18 protein-coding genes and 1 pseudogene are annotated in these 19,780 nt (G+C 62.3%); 9 read left to right on the top strand and 10 right to left on the bottom strand.

From position 1 onward, the window contains the following. The first annotated feature begins 79 nt into the window (after positions 1-79). Entirely contained in the window at positions 80-751 is a 672-nt protein-coding gene (locus tag IE266_RS18730; RefSeq protein WP_189681644.1) for an IS6 family transposase, read from the top strand. Here the strand turns inward: IE266_RS18730 and IE266_RS18725 are convergent. Next, positions 683-1,339, bottom strand: coding sequence for a hypothetical protein (locus tag IE266_RS18725; RefSeq protein ID WP_189681643.1), 657 nt, complete (start codon positions 1,337-1,339; stop codon positions 683-685). The two genes, IE266_RS18730 and IE266_RS18725, sit on opposite strands and share 69 nt — an antisense overlap. A gap of 120 nt (positions 1,340-1,459) precedes the next feature. Between IE266_RS18725 and IE266_RS27340 the strand changes: the two genes are divergently transcribed. Further along, positions 1,460-2,170, top strand: a complete 711-nt coding sequence (locus IE266_RS27340) for a hypothetical protein (RefSeq protein WP_229864272.1) — start codon at positions 1,460-1,462, stop codon at positions 2,168-2,170. Positions 2,171-2,379: 209 nt separating this feature from the next. Here the strand turns inward: IE266_RS27340 and IE266_RS18710 are convergent, their stop codons facing one another. The 5 genes from IE266_RS18710 to IE266_RS18690 all read right to left on the bottom strand — a co-directional run bounded on the left by IE266_RS18710 (position 2,380) and on the right by IE266_RS18690 (position 7,349). Then, positions 2,380-3,414 (bottom strand): TRAP transporter substrate-binding protein, encoded by a 1,035-nt coding sequence (locus IE266_RS18710; RefSeq protein ID WP_189681641.1) that lies wholly within the window; start codon positions 3,412-3,414, stop codon positions 2,380-2,382. A gap of 124 nt (positions 3,415-3,538) precedes the next feature. Continuing rightward, positions 3,539-4,822 (bottom strand): TRAP transporter large permease, encoded by a 1,284-nt coding sequence (locus tag IE266_RS18705; RefSeq protein ID WP_189681640.1) that lies wholly within the window; start codon positions 4,820-4,822, stop codon positions 3,539-3,541. Positions 4,823-4,826: 4 nt separating this feature from the next. Then, positions 4,827-5,339, bottom strand: a complete 513-nt coding sequence (locus IE266_RS18700; protein ID WP_189681639.1) for a TRAP transporter small permease subunit — start codon at positions 5,337-5,339, stop codon at positions 4,827-4,829. Positions 5,340-5,490: 151 nt separating this feature from the next. Further along, complete coding sequence (locus IE266_RS18695; protein WP_189681638.1) at positions 5,491-6,765, bottom strand: CaiB/BaiF CoA transferase family protein; 1,275 nt, start codon at positions 6,763-6,765, stop codon at positions 5,491-5,493. Between the two features lie 134 nt (positions 6,766-6,899). Next, the gene (locus tag IE266_RS18690) at positions 6,900-7,349 is read right to left on the bottom strand and encodes an Lrp/AsnC family transcriptional regulator (RefSeq protein WP_308434609.1); all 450 of its coding nucleotides are present in this window, start codon (positions 7,347-7,349) and stop codon (positions 6,900-6,902) included. Positions 7,350-7,454: 105 nt separating this feature from the next. Here IE266_RS18690 and IE266_RS18685 point away from each other — a divergent pair. Continuing rightward, a pseudogene (locus IE266_RS18685) lies at positions 7,455-9,829 on the top strand (thiamine pyrophosphate-binding protein). Positions 9,830-9,832: 3 nt separating this feature from the next. Here the strand turns inward: IE266_RS18685 and IE266_RS18680 are convergent. Beyond that, complete coding sequence (locus IE266_RS18680; RefSeq protein WP_189681637.1) at positions 9,833-10,783, bottom strand: NAD(P)H-dependent flavin oxidoreductase; 951 nt, start codon at positions 10,781-10,783, stop codon at positions 9,833-9,835. 187 nt (positions 10,784-10,970) lie between these two features. Here IE266_RS18680 and IE266_RS18675 point away from each other — a divergent pair, with 187 nt between their 5' ends. The 6 genes from IE266_RS18675 to IE266_RS18650 are packed head-to-tail and all read left to right on the top strand — an operon-like array spanning position 10,971 to position 16,676. After that, a complete protein-coding gene (locus tag IE266_RS18675) occupies positions 10,971-11,777 on the top strand; it encodes an enoyl-CoA hydratase-related protein (protein WP_189681636.1) in 807 nt (268 codons plus the stop codon). Between the two features lie 16 nt (positions 11,778-11,793). Continuing rightward, a complete protein-coding gene (locus IE266_RS18670) occupies positions 11,794-12,963 on the top strand; it encodes a thiolase family protein (RefSeq protein ID WP_189681635.1) in 1,170 nt (389 codons plus the stop codon). 5 nt (positions 12,964-12,968) lie between these two features. After that, on the top strand, positions 12,969-13,349 hold the full coding sequence (locus IE266_RS18665) for a Zn-ribbon domain-containing OB-fold protein (protein ID WP_189681634.1): 381 nt from the start codon (positions 12,969-12,971) through the stop codon (positions 13,347-13,349). 36 nt (positions 13,350-13,385) lie between these two features. Then, entirely contained in the window at positions 13,386-14,294 is a 909-nt protein-coding gene (locus IE266_RS18660) for an SDR family oxidoreductase (protein ID WP_189681633.1), read from the top strand. 60 nt (positions 14,295-14,354) lie between these two features. After that, the gene (locus tag IE266_RS18655) at positions 14,355-15,554 is read left to right on the top strand and encodes an acyl-CoA dehydrogenase family protein (RefSeq protein WP_189681632.1); all 1,200 of its coding nucleotides are present in this window, start codon (positions 14,355-14,357) and stop codon (positions 15,552-15,554) included. Positions 15,555-15,557: 3 nt separating this feature from the next. Then, positions 15,558-16,676 (top strand): acyl-CoA dehydrogenase family protein, encoded by a 1,119-nt coding sequence (locus tag IE266_RS18650; RefSeq protein WP_189681631.1) that lies wholly within the window; start codon positions 15,558-15,560, stop codon positions 16,674-16,676. 7 nt (positions 16,677-16,683) lie between these two features. Here the strand turns inward: IE266_RS18650 and IE266_RS18645 are convergent, their stop codons facing one another. The 3 genes from IE266_RS18645 to IE266_RS18635 form a co-directional block, all read right to left on the bottom strand. Further along, positions 16,684-17,580, bottom strand: a complete 897-nt coding sequence (locus tag IE266_RS18645; protein ID WP_189681630.1) for a crotonase/enoyl-CoA hydratase family protein — start codon at positions 17,578-17,580, stop codon at positions 16,684-16,686. 119 nt (positions 17,581-17,699) lie between these two features. After that, the gene (locus IE266_RS18640) at positions 17,700-19,289 is read right to left on the bottom strand and encodes a long-chain-fatty-acid--CoA ligase (protein ID WP_189681629.1); all 1,590 of its coding nucleotides are present in this window, start codon (positions 19,287-19,289) and stop codon (positions 17,700-17,702) included. A 36-nt stretch (positions 19,290-19,325) separates the two neighbouring features. Next, complete coding sequence (locus IE266_RS18635) at positions 19,326-19,778, bottom strand: MaoC family dehydratase (RefSeq protein ID WP_189681628.1); 453 nt, start codon at positions 19,776-19,778, stop codon at positions 19,326-19,328. Positions 19,779-19,780: the final 2 nt, after the last annotated feature.

The following is a 19,780-nucleotide window of genomic DNA, read 5'->3' as shown; positions in this document are numbered from 1 at the left end:
CTGTGGATATGTTGAAATTAAGGGTACAAAAACGCCCCAAAATGCACTGAATCCGCAGAATCTGATTAATTAGGGTACAGTGACACCGGAGGTCATCCGGCTGGCCGTGATGATGTACATTCGCTTCCCGCTATCGCTGCGCAACGTCGAAGATCTGCTGCACGAACGCGGTGTCGACATCAGCCACGAGACGGTTCGATTTTGGTGGCATCGCTTTGGTCCGCTGTTCGCGTCTGAGATCAGGAAACGGCGCATCGAGGGAATGCGGACCAGCCATTGGCGATGGCATCTGGACGAAATGTTCGTGAAGATCAACGGCGAGCGGCACTATCTTTGGCGTGCCGTCGATCACGAAGGCGAAGTCCTGGAAAGCTTCGTCACCAAGACACGGGACAAGAAGGCCGCTTTGAAATTCCTCAAGAAAGCAATGAGGAAGCATGGCCGGGTGGAGGTCCTGGTGACCGACAAGCTACGGTCTTACGGCGCCGCGCTGAGGGAGATCGGAGCGGCTGATCGCCAAGTAACTGGCCGCTGGCTGAACAACAGGGTGGAGAACTCACACCAACCATTTCGACGAAGGGAGCGGGCGATGCTCCGCTTCCGACGGATGCGAAGTTTGCAGAAATTCGTGTCCATCCATGCTTCGGTCCACAACCTTTTCAACCAGGAACGCAGCCTCACCTCACGAACCCATTTCAAGGCAAACCGCGCCGCGGCTCTCGCCGAATGGCGCGGTCTCTGCGCGGCATAAGGGGCAGTCGTTCTGCCCTTGCGTAGACTGGTTCGCATTGGTCTGGCAGCACCATCGAAGGCGTTCCGCCATCCAGGGCAGCTTGTCGGCGCCTTTTCGACCTGCACAAAGCTCCTTCAGGCCGGCTGCAGCGTTTTCGATGTGTTTGATCCGCATCGAGATATGCCACCAGTCCAGAATATGCGTGACGGACTGGCCCGTGGCCGATCTGACATGGTTTGCGAGCCCCGGATCGCCGTCGGTAAAGACAGTCAAGCTCCGCCCAGGTTGCCAGCCAGTAGCATGAAGCTGAGCACGGATCAGGGCGCGCGGCGACATGGATGATGAGGGTTCGAACGCAAATCTTCTATTCCTTCCTGTGGTTTCGATCCGACCCACGACAACGTCCAGGTGGCGCTTCTGATACTCGGGACGGCAGCGAATATGGGCGCCGTCGAGAAAAACCGAAACGTTGCCCTCTTGCTTGCCTGTCGAGGGCAGGACCTTACTCGCCCGCAAAGTTTTACGCTCCATCTCGTCGGCAACGCGGGCCAGTCGGCCGCGCACCGCCATGTGGGACGGTCGCGCGCAAGGCAGCAGTTGCTCCATAAGTCGGGCCGCCTCCCGAAACGAGTGGCGCGCCCCAAGTTCGGCCTGCAGTCTTTTCATTTCCGGCGTCGCACGATCCGGCAGGAGATGATTCAGGGGCGACAGCGGAGAACTCTTTGGGTGCAGCGCAACCTGACATTGGCATGGCTTGATCCGGGGAGCTTTCACCAACATGCGCCCAAAGAGCGTGTCGAGTGTCCGCGTTCGCTAATCGTGGATCGACCTCACCTTGCCGCAACACGGGCAAGACCGACATGTGGCGGAAATCTCTTCGATCTGGGCTTCGATTGCCACCTTCTGAATCTGCGCGAGCATCGCATGCCCATCTTCCAGGAGCAAACCGATCCCTTCCGGATGCATATGCTCGGCAGCACGGCGCCATGTGCCGAGGCGGTGCTTCGCGGTTCTCCCGCCATCAAAGACCGTTTCAATCGTTATCCTGAGTTCCACGCCAGTCTCCCCTCTTCACCAGGAAAATTGGTAACCAATGGCGCTGGCACCCCCAACTTCTTTCCACTCCCGCAGGATGGTGCCCATCACATAGAGCTGGGCATGGCAGGCCGCGCCGTTGCAGCCCATCTCCTGAACGGTCTCGAGGATTGCCGCGGCCGCCGAAAGGCCAAGCCCGGTGCCGCCGTATTCCTCGGGGATCACAACCGAAAGATATCCGGCCTGCGTCAGGGCATCGATGAATTCCGACGGATACTTCCGCTCGGCATTCAGCTTGCGTCAATATTCGTCGGGGTATCTTGCACAAAGTTTGGCGACCTCGTCGCGGATCAACTCGTATGCGTCGCTCATCTTGTTCCCCGTGTCGATGCCTGCGCGTAAATAAAACCGGACGACCGGTATTTGCAAGCGGCGGCATCATTTTTTCGGCCGCCAAGTCGCCGGTCTGTCGCCTGAAAGAGGCAGGTTGCGTGCAGGGCGAGCCGTTAAAACTGAAAGGCCACCCTCCGGGGGGCCGTGTCTGTCGACATCGGTTCCCGGAAGGTGACTTTGGGCAGGGTGGCAGCACGCCGGAAGGCGCGGCGCATTTGTCAGTTGGCCAGCGCGGCCTTCATCGCTTCAAGCGTTTCGGTGCCCTTGAAATTGCGCGCATCAAGAGCCTTCGCCCAATTGGTCTGAAGGGTTTTGGCCTTCTCCGCAAATTTGGCGAGGTCCTCCGGCGTTGCCCTGTAGAATTCAGACCCGAGGTCGGTCATCTCTTGAATGGCCTTGTCGTTCTCGCTTTCGAGCGCGCCGCACAGATGCTCGGCCGTTGCCGCGCCGGCTTCGCTCAGGACTGTCTGCGCGGCCTCGGGGAGGTTCCCCCATGTCTCGGCGCTGATCGAATATGTGACGATGATATTGGCAAAGCCGAATCCCACCGTGCCGTATTTCGTCTGGTCGTAAAGATCATAGCCCTTGTACGAACTGTACGGACCGAGGTTGAAGTCGATCGTGCCGCGGTCCAGTGCCTCGTAGGTTTCCGCGCCGCTGATATTGACCGGCACACCGCCCAGAGCCTCGACAACCAGATTGGTCGCGGCGCCAGTCGATCGAATTTTGCGACCCTTGAGATCGTCCAGCGATTTGATTGGAACCTTCGGACCGCTGATCTGATAGGGTGGCAGGGGCGTTGCGAATAGCGACTTGATGCCTTGCCCTTCAAAGTCGTTCTCGGCCACAGGCCCGCTTGCCGCCAATTTGGTGAAAGCCCGGCTCCCGGCGCAGACATCCGAGAACAGACCGGGAAGGCTTCCGACGTCAGACAGCGGCATCTTTTCCGAAACATAGGCCGGCGGGACGTAGGCGATATCGACCAGACCGGATTGCAGAAGCGCCAGGAAGTCGCCGGCCTTGCCCAGTTGCGAGGCGGGGAAATACTCTATGCTGATCTTGCCATCCGAGCGTTTCTTGACCTCGTCGATAAAGAACTGGGCTCCCTCGACCGAGATCACATGCGTCGTCGGAAATGAGTCGGCAAGCTTGAGCGTCACCGCGTCATAGTCCTGCGCGGACGCCAGCAGCGGACTAAGCAGCGACCCCGCCAGAACCGTGGTGCAAAGCGTCATCCTGGTTACAATTGTCATTCCTGTTTCCTCCTGGACGCTCCCCGCGCCCTTGGTTGCATTGGTGCGTCTACCGGGCAAGCCGGTCAAGACCTAAAAGCCTATTAATAGAGTTTATGACCCATATTTGATTGTAGCGTCGTCGCTACATGCGGCCGGGCAACCAGAGAGTGATGGCGGGAAAGGCCAGGAGGATCGCAATCACGACGAAGTGGGCCAGCACATGGGGAAAGGTTCCGTGAAACACCTCGTTCAGCGGCCGCCCGGCATAACGTGCCACCACGAAACAGTTCAGCCCCAGCGGCGGCGTGACCAGGCCGATCTCGGCCACGATGATGAAGATCACGCCGAACCAGATGAGGTCGAATCCAAGACTGCTGACCAGGGGGACGACGATCGGCACGGTCAGCACGAGAATGGCCATCTGATCCATGAACATGCCCATCACGACATAACCGGCCAGAAGGATCAGCAAGATCACCCAGCGGTTCGCATCCAGTGCCCCCACGAAAGCGATGATGTCCTGGGTCAACCGGGTGATCGTGATGAAATAGCCGAAGATGTGTGCACCGAGGATGATCGTCAGGATCATGCAGCTGGTCAGCGCAGCCCGGCGAAATGCATGAAGGTATTGCGCGAAGGACGATTGCCCGCGGGCCAGAGCAAGAATAAGACCGCCGGCCGCTCCCACCGCCGAAGCCTCGGTCGGGGTGGTGGCGCCGCTGTAGATGGCAATCGTGACAAAGCCGAACAGGAGCAGCGTGGGCAGAACCCCGACCAATAGCCTGAACCGCTCGCCCATGGGGACGGATTCGGTTTGAGGGGCCGAATCGGGATTCAGGCGGACAAGGATGGCGATGGTCGCGATGATCGCCGTGACCACCAGCAGTCCGGGAATCACACCCGCGATGAAAAGCTTGGCAATCGAAACTTCAGCCATGAAACCATAGACGATCATGCCCACGGATGGCGGAATGAGGATCGCCAGGGTTCCCGAGATCGCGACGACACCACTGGCCAGTTTCGCTTCGTATCCTTGTTTGAGCATGGACGGAATGGTGGTGGCGGCAAGCGTCGCGGCCGATCCGGTCGACGAACCGCAGATCGCGGCGAATCCGGCACCGGCGATAGACGTGGCCATGGCAAGTCCGCCCCGCACGCGGCTCAGCCAGGCGGCGGCGGCCTTGAACAGGTCTTCGGTAACTCCGCTCAGCAGAACGAGCTCTGCCATCAGAAGGAACATCGGGATTGTGACCAGCTCGTACACCCCTACCGTCGAAAGAGGTGTCGTATCGAGAATGCCGAAAACGAACCGCGTGCCGCCAAGCAGGTAAAGTCCCGCCGCCCCGGCGACACCCATGGCGAAGCCGACCGGCATTCCGACGACCAGCAGACCCAGCATGAGAAGCGTGATTGCAAGCACCAGCATGGCGTTAATGCCCCCCTTCCGCGTTCGGAAGGGACGGGGCGTCCGCGGCACCCGCGGCGCCGGCGACATGGCCAATAGCGTCCAGGATCAGACGCACGACCAGAAGGGCAGTGCCCAGGGCCACCAGCGCGGTGGTCAACCAGACGGGCCAGCCGATCGGACCGGGCATGATTTCCGACCTCTCAAAGCTGACCAGCGAACGCGCTGCGGCGAGCCAGCCGATCAGGGAAAAGGGCACCGCCGTTGCAAGGCAGATCGCGGCTTCGATGAGGTGGCGCAGGCGCAGTGGCATCCTGAGATTGAGAAAGTCGATCCGAACCTGCGACCCCGAGGCATAGCTGAGGGACAGGACCAGGAAATAGGCGCCTACCATCAGATATTTCCCGACCAGATCCTGCACGCCCTGTATCGGGCTGTTGAAGACATATCGCATGAAAGTGTCGGCACATATGGCGACCATGACGACACCAAGGGCCAACGCGGAAAAGGTGCCGAGGACCAGGTCGATCCGGCTCATGACTCGTCGTAAGATTGGCAAGGCGTCCTCCGGCCGGGTAATCGGCGTTCCCCGTTGCGATGGCGGGCCGGCTGGCAACGCACGGCCCCTCCGCCTGAACACCTAGATCCATCTTTAGAACTTTATTGCGAGCACTTGCAATCCCCTGCCGCTAGCGGACAGGATCTTGGATCGCAGAGTCCACAAGCTCGCCCGCTGCAACCATCACGGCGATGGTCTCGTCTGACAGCCCGGCCATCCGCGCGATCTCGGCGCTATGTGCGCCAAGCGCCGGGGGCAGATGGCGTAGTCGCGTGGCCGGTTCGGAGGAGGTCACGGGATAGCCGATCAACCGAATCCGTCCTTCGGTCGGGTGATCGTATTCTGGGAACATCGCGCGCGCGGTCAGATGGGGATCCGAAAAGAGATCCTCGACCGAGTTTACTTCGCCATAGAGAATATCGTTCTCGGCCAGAAGCGCTATCCACTCGGCGGTTGTCTTCGACGGAAGAACGGACCGGATGATGGCGTAGACCGCCTCGATGTTCCGGCCCCGCCCTTCAAGCGTCGCGTAATCCGGCGAATCCGCCAGGTCGGAACGGCCGATCAGGGTGAAGAACCTGCTCCACTGCTTGTCGGTGTAGGGCAGAACGCAAAGCAGACCGTCTCGGGTTGGAAAGGGTATGCGATTGGGATTGAGCAGGCGCGAATAGCCGACCGCGCCTTGCAGAGGCTCATAGGTCTTGCCGGCCATGTGTTCAGGCATGACGAAGGCGACCATGCTTTCGAACATCGGCACTTCCAGGAACTGGCCGCCGCCATGCTTCATCCGGCGCATCAGGGCGGCCATCACCGCGTTGACGATGGTCATTGCGACGACTTTGTCGGCTACGACGGATGCCGTGAAATGCGCCCCGCCTCCGGCCTTCGCCTGCAGGTCCACGAGGCCGGACATCGCCTGTATGGTGTCGTCGGCGGCGGGTCGGCCGGCATAGGGCCCGAGGTCGGAGAAACCGTAACAGGCGCAGTAAATTAGCTCTGGATTGTCGCCGCGCAAAGAGACGTAGTCGAGACCGAGACGCGCCATCGATGGCGACCGCGTATTGGACAGTAACACATCCGCGCCACGTATAAGCCGACGCACAAGATCGATGCCGCGCTCCGACTTCACGTCTACCGCGAGGCTTTTCTTGTTTCGGTTGAACTGCAGAAAGGTGTGACCCATGCCTTCGGACCGGCGCGGGGTCGTCTGACGAAACAGATCGCCCGCTATCGGTTCGACCTTGATGACCTCGGCGCCATAGTCACCGAGACTTTGCGCCGCCAGAGGGCCCATTCCAAGGGTAGCCATCTCGATGACACGGACGCCCTCAAGCGGCTGACCCGTCGCCCCGCTTTGTGCAGGGGTGTGATGTCCGGGTTCATCTTCGGGCCCTGGGGACGTCATGGCGCCTCGCTATTCGTGACTTCGCTGCCCAACCGCGTCGGCCGGATGTTTATTGATCATGTAAACCGGTCATTAGTCAAACGTCTCCAGACCGCCGATCAGAAGGGACGCGCGATCCCGGCCTTCACCCGGCGCTATGGAATGGAACTCTCGATGGAAGCCACGCCTCGTACCCGCGTCAGCCGGCCGACAAGAAAGCTCTCGAAGTCCGCCAGACTGCGGGTTGCGACGCGCAGCACGTAGTCCCGGTTGCCGGTCATGAGCCAGAAATCCACAACTTCGGAAAAGTCCTGAATGGCCGCCTCGAAGGCGGCGAGGGAGTCGTCCACCTGCTTGTCGAGCTTGACCGAGACAAAAACGGACACCTCGTATCCAAGCTTGGCCTCGTCGATCAGAGCCGCATAGCGCGTGATGATCCCCTGTTCTTCCGGGCGCCGGATCCGACGCGAGACGGGGGTGGCACTCAACCCGATCCGCTCTGAAATCTCGAGAACGCTTGTCCGGACCTCCGTCCGCAGAATCGAGAGAATTTCGATATCAAATTTATCTATCTTGGGGATATTCCCTACCATATCGCCAATCACGCTTCAAATCCGCCCAAAGCCTGCCCCACCAGCAATGGCTTTGCACGGATTCCCTGCGGCCCGCGGCGTTAAGATGGGCGCAATGATCGAAGAGAAATGGCTCACATGGAAACGAACCTGAAAACCGTCGAACGCCGCCTGTTGTGGTTGTCTCACTGGATGATCCACCATGCCAACCACATCCGCCCCAAGGTCGACGGGATTAAGGTGGGCGGGCACCAGGCCTCTTCGGCCTCGATGGTCAGTATCATGACGGCGCTGTACTACGGCGTGCTTCGCCCGTGCGACCGGGTGGCCGTGAAACCCCACGCCGCGCCCGTGTTTCACGCGATGCAATACCTGATGGGCAATACAAAGGTCGAAAAACTGAAGGCCTATCGCGGGCTGGGCGGCGCGCAAAGCTATCCCAGCCGGACGAAGGATGATGACGATGTGGGCTTCTCGACCGGGTCGATCGGGCTCGGGGTCGCCATCACATCGTTCGCATCCCTGATTCAGGACTATATCCGCGCCAAGCCCGGGGAGAGGGCGCGCGGACGGGCCGGATGATCGCGCTGATGGGTGACGCTGAATTCGACGAGGGCAATATCGACGAGTGCCTGCAGGAAGGCTGGAAGAACGGGCTGCGGAACACCTGGTGGGCGATCGACTATAACCGGCAGTCGCTCGACGGTGTGGTTCGGGAAGGGCTGTGGCAGAGGACCGAGAAAATCTTCGAGGCCTTCGGCTGGGACGTGGTGCGCGTCAAATACGGCGCCTTGCAACGTGCCGCCTTTCGCGAGCCAGGCGGCGAGGCCATGCGGCAATGGATCGATGCCTGTCCGAACCAGCTCTATTCCGCGCTGACCTACCAAGGCGGATCGGTCTGGCGCAAACATCTGATGAACGCCCTGGGGGATCAGGGGGATGTCACGGCGCTGATCGACGCGCGTTCGGACGACGAACTGGCCGAACTGATGGAAAACCTGGGCGGCAACTGCGTCGAGACCATGGCCGAGACCTTCGCCGCCATCGACCACGATCGACCGACCTGCTTTCTGGCCTATACGATCAAGGGATGGGGCACGCCCATCGCCGGTCACAAGGACAACCACGGCGGCCTGATGACGCCGGCGCAGATGGCGGACTGGCAGGCCGATCAGGGCGTTATCGCCGGTCAGGAGTGGGACAGGCTTGCAACCGTCGCCGACCCGGACGGATTTCAGGCCTGGCTCGACAAGGTGCCATTCTTCGCGGCGGGCCGCCGGCGCTTTGACGACGACCCGCTGCCGGTCCCGGCGCTGGCCCTGTCGCCCGAGGCCACGATTTCGACCCAGACGGCCTTCGGGAAGATTCTCGATGGGCTGGCGAAGGGGGACAGCGCCCTGTCGGATCGCATTCTGACCACATCGCCCGATATGACCGGCACCACCTCGCTGGGCCCATGGGTCAACCGGCGCAAGCTGTTCGCGCGCAAGGCCGAGGTCGATCTGTTCCGGGCGGAAAAGATCCCGTCGACGGCAAAGTGGGACTTCGCGCCCGACGGCCAGCACCTGGAACTGGGCATCGCCGAAATGAACCTGATGCTTTTGCTCGGTGCGGCAGGCCTGTCGCATTCGCTGTTCGGCAAGCGGGTCATCCCGGTCGGGACGGTCTATGATCCCTTCGTCGCGCGCGGACTCGATGCCCTGAACTACGCCTGCTACCAGGACGCCCGGTTTATCCTGGTCGGCACGCCCTCGGGCGTGACACTCTCGCCGGAAGGCGGGGCGCATCAGTCCATCGGGTCGCCGGGCATCGGGATGACCCAGCCGGGGCTTGCTGCATTCGAGCCGGCCTTCGCCGACGAACTGGCCGTTATCGCCGAATGGGCGCTCGACTATGTTCAGCGCAGCGGCGACGGAGAGCTCGATCCCCGCACCTCGCTGGCGGACGACAAGGGCGGCGCGGTCTATCTTCGGCTGTCGACCAATCCGATCGAACAACCGGGGCGGCGCCCGGACGATGCGTGGCGGCAAGGCGCCGTCGATGATGCCTACTGGCTGCGCAAACCGGGGCCTAACCCGGATCTCGTCATCGCCTATCAGGGCGTTGTCGCGCCCGCGGCGATCCGCGCGGCCGGCCTGCTGGCCGAAGACCGGCGCGATATCGGCGTGCTGGCGATCAGATCGGCCGACCGTCTGCACGCCGGCTGGGCGGCCGCGCAACGGCAGAGAAGCCAAGGCATGGGCGCCTTGTCCTGTGCCGAACGGCTGCTGGGCGATCTGCCGCGCGATTGCCGGATCATCACCGTGATCGACGGACATCCAACCGCCTTGTCCTGGATCGGCGGCGTGGCTGGACATGCGGTCCTGCCGCTCGGCGTCGAACAGTTCGGTCAGACCGGCACCATCGCCGACCTCTACCGGCTGAACGACATCGACGCCGCCGCAATTGTCGAGCGCGCCGCCGCCTTCACCAAGGGACGTCCGCTCGGCCAGGCCCGGCTGGCGGTTGTCTGAGCCTCAGCCCTCGGATAGGGCGGCAATGCGTGTCAGCGCCGCCCTGTATTCCCGTTCCAGCCGGTCCACGATCTGCATCACTGTCGAGCGTTGGTGAACCTGGGCCACGCCATGCCCCGCGCTCCAGATGTCACGCCAGGCCTTGGCCTCGTCCAACATGCCAGGTTTGTGGGTGGGCGGGGCGCCATCGAACGCGATGCCATTGGCCATCAGCGATTGTCGAAGAAAATTGGCGTTCGTTCCCGAAACCCGGTCGGTGTAAACGATGTCGCTGCTGTCCGAGGCGATCACCATGTCGCGGTAGGCATCCGAGGCCAGCGACTCGGCGGCCGGAATGAACAGGGTGCCGCTATAGCCAAGGTCGGCCCCGAGGCTCTGCGCGGCCAGCAGTCCGCGTCCGGTTGCGATGGCACCCGACAGCGCCAACGGGCCGTCCCAGAACTCACGCAGCGTCTCGATCAGGGCGATGGGCGAAATCGCACCGGCATGTCCGCCGGCACCCGCCGCCACGGCGATCAGCCCATGCGCTCCGCGGTCCAGAGCCTTGCGCGCATGTTCGGCATTGGTGACGTCGTGCAGGACGATGCCGCCATACGACCGCACCGCCTCGTTGACCTCGGGGCGAGAGCCGAGCGACGTGATCACCAGAGGCACCCGGTGTTTCACACAAAGATCCAGATGCGCCGGAAGCTGGGTGTTGGAACTGTGCACGATCAGGTTCAGGCCATAGGGTGCGGCTTGCGGCCCGCCAGGCGCAGACAGCGCTGTCGTGATCTCGTCAAGCCAACCATCAAGGATTTCGCTGGTGCGCGCCCCAAGCGCCGGCATCGTCCCGGCAATGCCCGCGCGACACTGGGCGATGACAAGGGCCGGCCCGGAAACCAGGAACATCGGCGCACCGATCAGCGGCACTCGCAGGCTGTGGCCGTGCGGAGTCCAGAAGGTATCTTGCATGGGTCCGGTCTCCTCGGTCGCGCTCCTGATGACGCCGCAAAACGGATTTCGCAGCGCCACCCCGAAAATTAAATACTAATTCAATTTTCCCGATTGTGTCCCCTCTTCAGGGGGCTACCGGTCAGGGGCAAAAGGGTTTCTTCTCGGCCCGAAGCGCCGCGCGGGCGCGTTTTCGAGAGGACGCAGGATGACACAAACCCCCATTTCGACCGAAATGGACGAGTCCGTTGGCATCATCCGTTTCAATCGTCCGGATGTTCTGAACGCCCTGAACCCAGCCACCGTGACGGCGCTTGGTCAGGCGGTCCTGTCGCTGGTTTCGGAGCAAGGCGCGCGCTGTATCGTCCTGACCGGGGCGGGGCGGGCCTTTTCGTCGGGCGCGGATCTCTCGGGCGGGAAAGATGGCAACGTGGCGACGGCCAATCGTGCCGAAGCGGTCTTGCAGAAGTTCTATCACCCCATGCTGCGAACCCTGCGGGATTGTCCGGTCCCGCTTGTGACGGCAGTCAACGGGCCGGCTGTCGGCGCCGGGATGAGCATCGCGCTGATGGGCGACATCATCACCGCCTCGCAGGATGCCTACTTTCTTCAGGCCTTTGCCCGCATCGGCCTGGTTCCCGACTCCGGGTCGAGCTGGCTGCTCCCCCGCCTTGTCGGTGCCGCGAGGGCGCGCGAGCTGAGCATGCTCGCGGAAAAACTCCCCGCCGAAAAGGCGCTGGACTGGGGATTGGTCAACCGCGTCTACCCGGCGGACACGCTCATGGCCGAGACGCTGAAGATCGCGAAATCGCTTGCCGACGGGCCGGTCAACGGCCTGTCCCGCATCCGCAAACTTTATTGGGAATCCGACCGGAACAGCTTCGAAGACCAGCTGAATCTCGAGGACGAGCTGCAGCTTGCTGCCAGTCTTGGCCCCGAATTCGCCGAAGGCGCCGCTGCCTTCACCGAAAAGCGTGCGCCGGATTTCCGCAAAGTTCCGGCGGGCCGGGCATGACACAGGAGACCGCACAGTGAGAACCACCCCGACTGCCTATATTGCCGGTGCCTGGGAACACCCCACCCGCAAGGCGACCGACAAGACGCTGATCCAGCTGCACGCCGAGAACGTGAAGGGCGCATTGCAGGACGCTGGCCTCACCATGCAGGACGTCGATGGCTTTTTCTGCGCCAGCGACGTTCCCGGCCTGGGCGCGATGAGCATCACCGAATACCTCGGAATCCGGCCGACCTATGTCGACAACACGGACACGGGCGGATCATCCTATGTGCTGGCCGTCGGACACGTCGCCCAGGCGATCGCCGAGGGCAAATGTTCGGTCGCGGTCGTGACGCTTGCGGGCAAGCCGCGCACGGGCAGACCCAACAAGGGCGAAGGCGCCTTCTTTGATGATCCGAACTGTCCGGATGTTCCCTACGAGCTGCCGTTTGGCCATGTCATCCCGAACCTCTACGGAATGTGCGCCGCGCGTCACATGTATGAGTTCGGCACGACCTCGGAACAGCTGGCCTGGGTAAAGGTCGCGGCCTCGCATCATGCGCAACACAATCCGCACGCAATGCTGCGCAATGTCGTCACGGTCGAGGATGTGCTGGAAAGCCCGATGGTTTCCGATCCGCTGCACAAGCTGGACTGCTGCGTCATCAGCGATGGCGGTGGCGCGCTTGTCGTTGTGTCGCAGGAAATCGCCAGATCGCTGAACCGGCCGCTGGTCCGGGTGCGCGGTTCGGGCGAGGCCATCAAGCATCTGAACGGGGGAAAGACGGACCTGACCTTTTCGGGCGCGGTCTGGTCCGGCCCCAAGGCCTTCGAACAGGCCGGGGTGACGCCGGCGGATATCAAATACGCCTCGATCTACGACAGCTTCACCATCACTGTCCTGATGACGCTCGAGGATCTCGGGTTCTGCAAGAAGGGCGAGGGCGGCAAGTTCGTCGCCGACGGCAACCTGATCTCCGGGGTCGGCAAGCTGCCGTTCAACACCGATGGTGGCGGCTTGTGCAGCAACCATCCAGCCAACCGCGGCGGAATGACCAAGGTGATTGAGGCAGTCCGTCAGCTGCGCGGCGAGGCGCATCCGGCCGTTCAGGTGCCCGGATGTGACCTGGCGCTGGCCCACGGAACGGGCGGCTACCTCGGGTCGCGTCACGGATCCGCCACCCTGATCCTGGAAAGGGAGTAACGTCTGTGTCTGATCCCAGAACACCGCGCCCGACGCGCAACGAAGCGCCCCAGTGGCAATCCGAAGACGGCAGCCTGATCCTCGCGAAATGCGAGGACTGCGGCGAACCGCACTACTACCCTAGGGTGATCTGCCCCTTCTGCAGCAGCGATAACCTGAGCTGGATCACCTGCTCGGGACGCGGCCGCATCTATTCGGTCTCGGTCTTTCGCCGGGCCGAACCTCCGTATGCCCTTGCCTACGTTACGCTGGACGAAGGGATCAAGATGATGACCAACATCGTCGATTGCGACCTGGATGCGATCCGCATCGACGATCCGGTCGCCGTCGTCTTCAAGGACAGGAACGGCATTCCGACGCCGATGTTTGCACCGGTCCAGGGCTGAAAGCCTGGCCGCAGAAAATGAAAAGGAGTTGAAGAGATGATCCGATTTGATGGCAGGGTCGCCGTCGTGACCGGCGCGGGCGCCGGTCTGGGCCGCGAACACGCGTTGCTGCTCGCCTCGCGCGGAGCGAAAGTCGTCGTGAACGATCTGGGTGGCTCGGTCAGCGGCGAAGGCGGCAATAGTTCCGCGGCCGACAAGGTGGTGGCAGAGATCAAGGCCGCCGGGGGCGAAGCGGTCGCCAATTATGACAGCGTGGCCACCCGGGAAGGCGGCGCCGCGATCATCCAGACCGCGCTGGACAACTTTGGCCGTATCGACATCCTGATCTGCAATGCCGGTGTCCTGCGCGACAAGAGTTTCGCCAAGGCCGATCTGGACGATTTCGAGTTCGTCTTTGGCGTTCATTACTTCGGCACCCTCTATTGCGCCCATGCCGCCTGGAAGCACATGAACGCGCAGGGCTTCGGACGTATCGTCTTCACCACCTCCATCGCGGGGACCAGCGGCAATTTCGGGCAGTCGAACTATGGCTCGGCCAAGCTGGGCATGGTCGGATTGATGAACACGCTGGCCATCGAAGGCCAGAAGAACAACGTGAAGGTCAACTGCATCTCGCCCGGCGCCCTGACCCGGATGACCGGCAACCTCGGCATGGACGAAGACTTCATGGAAAAGCTCAAGCCGGGACTGGTTTCGCCGGCTGTCGCCTATCTCTGCTCGGAAGAATGCGACGTGAGCGGTGCGACCATCACCGCCGCGGCGGGCGGCTTTGGCCGTGTCCACATGTTCGAGACGCGCGGCGTTCAGTTCGACCCGGCCAAGGGGGTGACGATCGAACAGGTCGCGGAACGGTTCGACGATATCACCGATCTCACCCGGGCCGACCCCTGCACACCGGGGGCCGAGGGCAAGATCCAGGAACGTCTGGATTCGCTCGCCCGTTGATTGACCTGAACGGCGGCGCCCAAGCGCCGCCGCTCCGACTTGCCCAAGGAGAATAGCGCCATGGACCTGAAGTTGACCGCGGAACATCAGCGCTTTCGGATGGAGGTCCGCGCGTTCCTGCAGGAAAACCTGCCGGAGGACCTGCGCCAGGCCGCCCGGCGGCAATTCCACATCGCGCCCGAGATGATGCGGCGCTGGCAGCAAATCCTGAACGGCAAGGGTTTGGCCGCGCCAGGTTGGCCGGTCGAGGCCGGCGGCACCGGCTGGTCGGCCATCCAGCGCTATATCTACGACGAAGAATATTGCATGGCAGATGGCCCGCTGCCGCTTCAGATGGGCCACGGTGTGCAGATCATCGGCCCGGTGCTTTATACCTACGGAACGGCCGAGCAGAAGGCGCGGTATCTGCCGCGCATCCTCAGCGGCGAGGATTTTTGGGCGCAGGGCTTTTCCGAACCGGGCGCCGGATCCGACCTCGCCTCGCTGCGCACCCGGGCGGTCCGCGACGGCGATGACTGGGTCATCACCGGCCACAAGATCTGGACCAGCCTTGCCCATCACGCGAACATGCTGTTCCTGCTGGCCCGCACCGATCCGGATGTGAAACCGCAGAAGGGCATCTCTTTCTTCGTGTTCCCCATCGACACGCCCGGTGTGACCGTGCGCCCGATCATTTCGATCGACCGCGGGCACAGCCTGAACGAAACCTTTTACGACGAGGTGCGCATTCCGGCGGACAGCCTGATCGGTGAAGAGGGGCAGGGCTGGACCTATGCCAAGTTCTTGCTGGGCCATGAACGGTTCAACATCGCCGAAATCGCCCGGACCAAGCGGCGCCTTCAGCGGCTGTGGCAGATCGCAGCCGACATGCCCTGTGGCGAGGGAACACTGGCGCAGGATCGGAGCTTTTGCGACAAGATCACCGCCCTGGAAATCGAGCTTGCCAGCCTCGAGCAGCTCGGTCTGCGGGTCGCCTGGGAGATGGACGAAGGCATCTCGAACATGCAATCGGCCAGCATCCTGAAGCTGCGCGGCACCCGGCTGATCCAGTCGGTGACAGAACTGAGCGTGGAAGCCATGGGGTATGCCGGACTGGCGTTTCACCCGGCGCAGGATGGGTCGCAACTATCGCCGCCGGCGCCCGAAAGCGCGCAGGGCAAGATGGAAGAGATGCTGTTCCTGCGTGCCGCGACGATCTACGGCGGCTCGTCCGAGACGCAGCTGAACATTCTCGCCAACTTGATCTATGCCGAGGTCTGAACGATGGATTTCTCTCTGAGCCTTGAGCAATCGATGCTGTGCGACAGCCTGAACGCCTGGCTGGCCGACAGCTATGACATCGCATCGTGGCGGAAACTGACGGCCTCGTGGCCGCCTATGCCCTCGGATACCTGGCAGGGACTGGCCGATCTTGGCGTGACTGGCCTGATAATCCCGGACTCCTTCGGCGGCATCGGCATGGGAGCAATGGACCTCCATCTCGTGGCCGAAGCGCTGGGGCGGCATCTGGTCGTTGATCCGTTCCTGTCGACGGCTGTTCTGGGCGCCGAGTTGATCATTCGGCTGGGTGACGAGGCGCAGAAGCAGGCGATGCTTCCGGCGATAGCCGAGGGACGTTTGCGGCTGGCCGTCGCACATGCCGAGAAAACGGCGCGCTTCGATCCCTTCCGCGGCGCGACGGTGGCCACGGCCGCGGATGATGGCCTGCAGCTGCGGGGCGAGAAGATGGTTGTGATGGATGCGCCGCTGGCGGACCGGTTTCTGGTGGTGGCGCAAGAGCAGGGCGCGCCTGTCGTGGCAATCGTGAATCGCGACGCGCCGGGACTGACCGTCAATGCCTATCGGCTGGTCGATGACCGCGCTGGCGCGGATATGATCTTTGACGATGTCCCGGCGGAACGCCTGGGTGCGGCGACAGCCGACACCCGCACGGCCATTGACGCCGCCTTCGATCTGGCGGCCGTATTCGTCTGCGCGGAATCTGTTGGGGCGATGCGCGCGGCGCTGCGATTGACCATCGAGCATGTAAAATCCCGCAGGCAGTTCGGCACCGAAATCGGCAATTTCCAGGCCCTGCGGCATCGCATCGCCGAAATGCAAAGCGAGCTGTCCGCCGCCGAAGCCATGTCGCTTGGCGCAGCCGCCACCCTGAGCGAGGGAGAGCAAGACCGCATGCGGGCGGTCTCGGCCGCCAAAGTTCAATGCATCCAATCGTCCCGGTATGTCGGCCGAAACGCGGTGCAGTTGCACGGCGGGATGGGAGTCAGCCAGGAGGTTGCCGTCGGCCAGTATTTCAAGCGCCTGATCTCCTGCGAACCGATGTTCGGCGATATCGGCCGGCATCAGGCTCGGTTTGCGTCGCTAAGCGGGCGCGCCGCCTGAGGTCGGCCTAGGAATAGTCGGGCTCATCCCACCAAGGATAGAAGTCGGGCATGTCGGTCGAAACACGGTCGGTGAATCTGGGCGCGCGCTTTTCCAGGAAACTGGTCACGCCCTCGCGCGCATCTGCCATGCGTCCGCGGACATAGACGCCCCGGCTGTCAAGCCGGTGCGCCATCATCGGATGGTCCGCCCCCGCCATTCGCCACAACATCTGCCGGGTGAGCGCAACCGAGACCGGCGCGGTATGCGCTGCAATCTCGCGCGCATAGTCCATCGCCGCATCCAGCACTTGGTCCTCTGGATGAAGCGAACGGACAAATCCCTTCTCAAGCGCTTCCTGCGCTGGAAATACGCGTCCCGAAAGACACCAGTCCAGCGCTGTGCCGATCCCGACCTGCCGTGTCAGGAACCAGGTCGAGGCGCCTTCGGGGACAATTCCGCGGCGCGTGAAGACAAAGCCGAACTTCGTATTGTCCGCGGCAAAGCGGGCATCCATCGCCGTGATCAGTGACGTGCCCACGCCAACGGCGGCGCCATGAACCGCCGCGATCACCGGCTTGGTCGCTTTGAAGATCCGCAAGGTCATCAGACCTGCCCCGTCGCGGACCTCGGGGTGAGCATAGTCAATGCTTCCATCCGCACGCACCGGACCGGTGCTGCCGCCGGAACGGCTGTCATAGTCGAAGGTTTCGCCCCCCGCCGAGAGATCCGCGCCCGCGCAGAACATGCGGCCCGCTCCGTGGAACAGGATCACCCGCACCGCGTCATCGGTATCGGCCAGATCGAGGGCGGAAAGGATATCACGCATCATCGGCACGTTCATGGTGTTACGATGCTCGGGCCGGTTCAGACAGATACGGGCGACTCCGTCGACGATCTCGTATCGAATGGTCTCAAAGGTCATGGCGTGGTCCCGCAGGGTTATGGAAAGCAAGGAGCGGGTGGCGGCATCGACTCTGCCGCCACCCGCAGTTCATCCGGCCCGGTGGGAGAAGACTCCGGGCCGAACGTCCATGACGGCGCTCAGCTCACCTGACGGTCGGTCGCCGACCAATAGGGCTCGCGCAGAACGCGCTTCAAAATCTTGCCGTTTGCGTTGCGGGGCAGGGCGTCGATGAAATCGACCGACTTCGGGCATTTGTAACCCGCCAGCAGGCTGCGGCAGTGGGTGATGATCTCGGCTTCGGTCGCCGATTGGCCGGGCCGCAGCACGACACAGGCCTTCACCTCCTCGCCCCATTTGGCCGAGGGGACCCCGATGACACCGCACTCGAGTATCGCCGGATGGCGGGCCAGCCCTTGCTCCACTTCGGCAGGGTAGATGTTCTCGCCACCGGAAATGATCATGTCCTTGAGCCGGTCCCGGATATAGAGATACCCTTCCGGGGTCAGATATCCGACATCCCCGGTATAGTACCAGCCGTCCTGCAACACGTCGGCACTCGCTTCGGGCCGCTTGTAGTAACCCTTCATGATGCCGGGCGACTTCAGGACGATTTCTCCGGATTCACCCGCCGGCACATCCTGTCGATCGGCATCCACGATGCGGATCTGCGTGTCGGAATTTGCCCGGCCGCAGGACTTCAGCAACTCGGGCCGGGTAACGTCGTGTTCGTCGGGAAAAAGCGAGGTGCCGGCGGTGGAACTCTCGGTCATGCCGAACATCTGATGAAATCCGCAGCCAAGCAGCGTCATCGCCTGTTCCAGCAGCGCCGCCGTGATCGGAGCGCCGCCGTAGTATACGCATTGAAGGGTCGCCACCTTGGAACGATCGAAATCGGGATGGTTCACGACCATCTGGATCACGGCCGGCACGAACCCCGCCTTGGTGATCTTCTCCTTCCCGAAGGCGTCGAACATCAGGTCGGGCCGCGGTTCGCGGACCAGATAGGTCGTCGCGCCCACCAGAAGTCCGTACAGCGCGAAACAGGTTCCCCCCGAGTGAAACAGCGGCAGCGGGACCAGGTTGATATCGTCGGGTCCCCAGGTCCCGACGTCTCCGGTCAGCGCGTGTTTGGCCAGACCCAGGATATTGCTGTGGGACAGCATTGCCCCTTTCGGCCGACCTGTCGTGCCGGAGGTGTGGATTTGCAAAAGGACATCTTCAGAGTCGACGTCCAGACGTGGATCGGCATCGTCCTGCGCTTTGATCCAGCTGTCGAAATCGGGGGCCTGGCCGAACGCCCGGCCGATCCCGATGATCTGTTGAACCTGCGGGCAATTGACCGCGATCGCTTCGGCCACATGATCCATCTCGGCATCCAGGAAGACGATCTTCACATCGAAATCGTTCAGTAGATCGACCATTTCCGGAGGCGCGAGCCGCCAGCTGATCGGCGAGAAGACGACCCCGGATTTCGCACAGCCTCCGAGGATATCGAAGAAGCGGGAGTCGTTCTTGCCAATGTGTGTGACCCGTGCATCCTTGGTCAACCGAGCGGCCATTAGACCGTTTGCAACACGGTTGGCGCGCAGGTTCATCTCGTCGAAAGTATAGAGTTCGTCACCATACCGCAGCCCGATCCGGCCGCGGTTCGCGACCGCGTGATGGTTCAGAAGCGCATCGTAAGTTGCGATTTTCCTCAGCGGCATCAGCGCCGGATCCGTAGACATGGTCATCCTCCCTTGGCGGTAACAGGCGGCGCGGCGTCAGAAGAAGTAGAGAAACACCAGATCGGCCACGACGGCCGGGCGCTCTTCCCCCTCGACCTCGATGGTCACGCGCGAGGTGGTGCGATGGCCCTTGCCGGTGTCCTCGACCGACTGAATCTGCTCGGACAGGCGGATACGGGCGCCCGAACGCACCATGTTCAGAAAGCGCAGCTTTTCGATGCCGTAGTTCAGGGTCTGTCTTGATTTAACAGTGTAGATCCCCGGTTGCAGACTGCCGATCAGCGACAGCACCAGGAACCCGTGCGCGATGGTCGTGCCCGCCGGAGACTCTTTCCGCGCGCGTTCGACATCGACATGGATCCACTGGTTGTCGCCGGTGACCCTGGCAAAGCCGTCGATCATCTCCTGCGTCACGGTCAGCCAGTCCGACGGGCCGATGGTCTGGCCGATCATTGCCTTGAGTTCGTCGAGGCCAGTGATGGTTTTCATTG

Source organism: Seohaeicola zhoushanensis (genome assembly GCF_014656415.1).
Classification (GTDB): Bacteria; Pseudomonadota; Alphaproteobacteria; order Rhodobacterales; family Rhodobacteraceae; genus Seohaeicola_A; species Seohaeicola_A zhoushanensis.
This window is presented reverse-complemented; position numbering and strand designations above follow the sequence as displayed.

What these genes read in the sequence shown, in the direction of transcription:
- IE266_RS18725 (WP_189681643.1), bottom strand. Translation starts at nt 1,339, where the DNA reads ATGGAGCAACTGCTGCCTTGCGCGCGACCGTCCCACATGGCGGTGCGC.
- IE266_RS18705 (WP_189681640.1), bottom strand. Translation starts at nt 4,822, where the DNA reads ATGCTGGTGCTTGCAATCACGCTTCTCATGCTGGGTCTGCTGGTCGTC.
- IE266_RS18700 (WP_189681639.1), bottom strand. Translation starts at nt 5,339, where the DNA reads ATGAGCCGGATCGACCTGGTCCTCGGCACCTTTTCCGCGTTGGCCCTT.
- IE266_RS18695 (WP_189681638.1), bottom strand. Translation starts at nt 6,765, where the DNA reads ATGACGTCCCCAGGGCCCGAAGATGAACCCGGACATCACACCCCTGCA.
- IE266_RS18645 (WP_189681630.1), bottom strand. Translation starts at nt 17,580, where the DNA reads ATGACCTTTGAGACCATTCGATACGAGATCGTCGACGGAGTCGCCCGT.
- IE266_RS18655 (WP_189681632.1), top strand. Translation starts at nt 14,355, where the DNA reads ATGGACCTGAAGTTGACCGCGGAACATCAGCGCTTTCGGATGGAGGTC.
- IE266_RS18710 (WP_189681641.1), bottom strand. Translation starts at nt 3,414, where the DNA reads ATGACAATTGTAACCAGGATGACGCTTTGCACCACGGTTCTGGCGGGG.
- IE266_RS18680 (WP_189681637.1), bottom strand. Translation starts at nt 10,783, where the DNA reads ATGCAAGATACCTTCTGGACTCCGCACGGCCACAGCCTGCGAGTGCCG.
- IE266_RS18635 (WP_189681628.1), bottom strand. Translation starts at nt 19,778, where the DNA reads ATGAAAACCATCACTGGCCTCGACGAACTCAAGGCAATGATCGGCCAG.
- IE266_RS18640 (WP_189681629.1), bottom strand. Translation starts at nt 19,289, where the DNA reads ATGTCTACGGATCCGGCGCTGATGCCGCTGAGGAAAATCGCAACTTAC.
- IE266_RS18650 (WP_189681631.1), top strand. Translation starts at nt 15,558, where the DNA reads ATGGATTTCTCTCTGAGCCTTGAGCAATCGATGCTGTGCGACAGCCTG.
- IE266_RS18660 (WP_189681633.1), top strand. Translation starts at nt 13,386, where the DNA reads ATGATCCGATTTGATGGCAGGGTCGCCGTCGTGACCGGCGCGGGCGCC.
- IE266_RS18675 (WP_189681636.1), top strand. Translation starts at nt 10,971, where the DNA reads ATGACACAAACCCCCATTTCGACCGAAATGGACGAGTCCGTTGGCATC.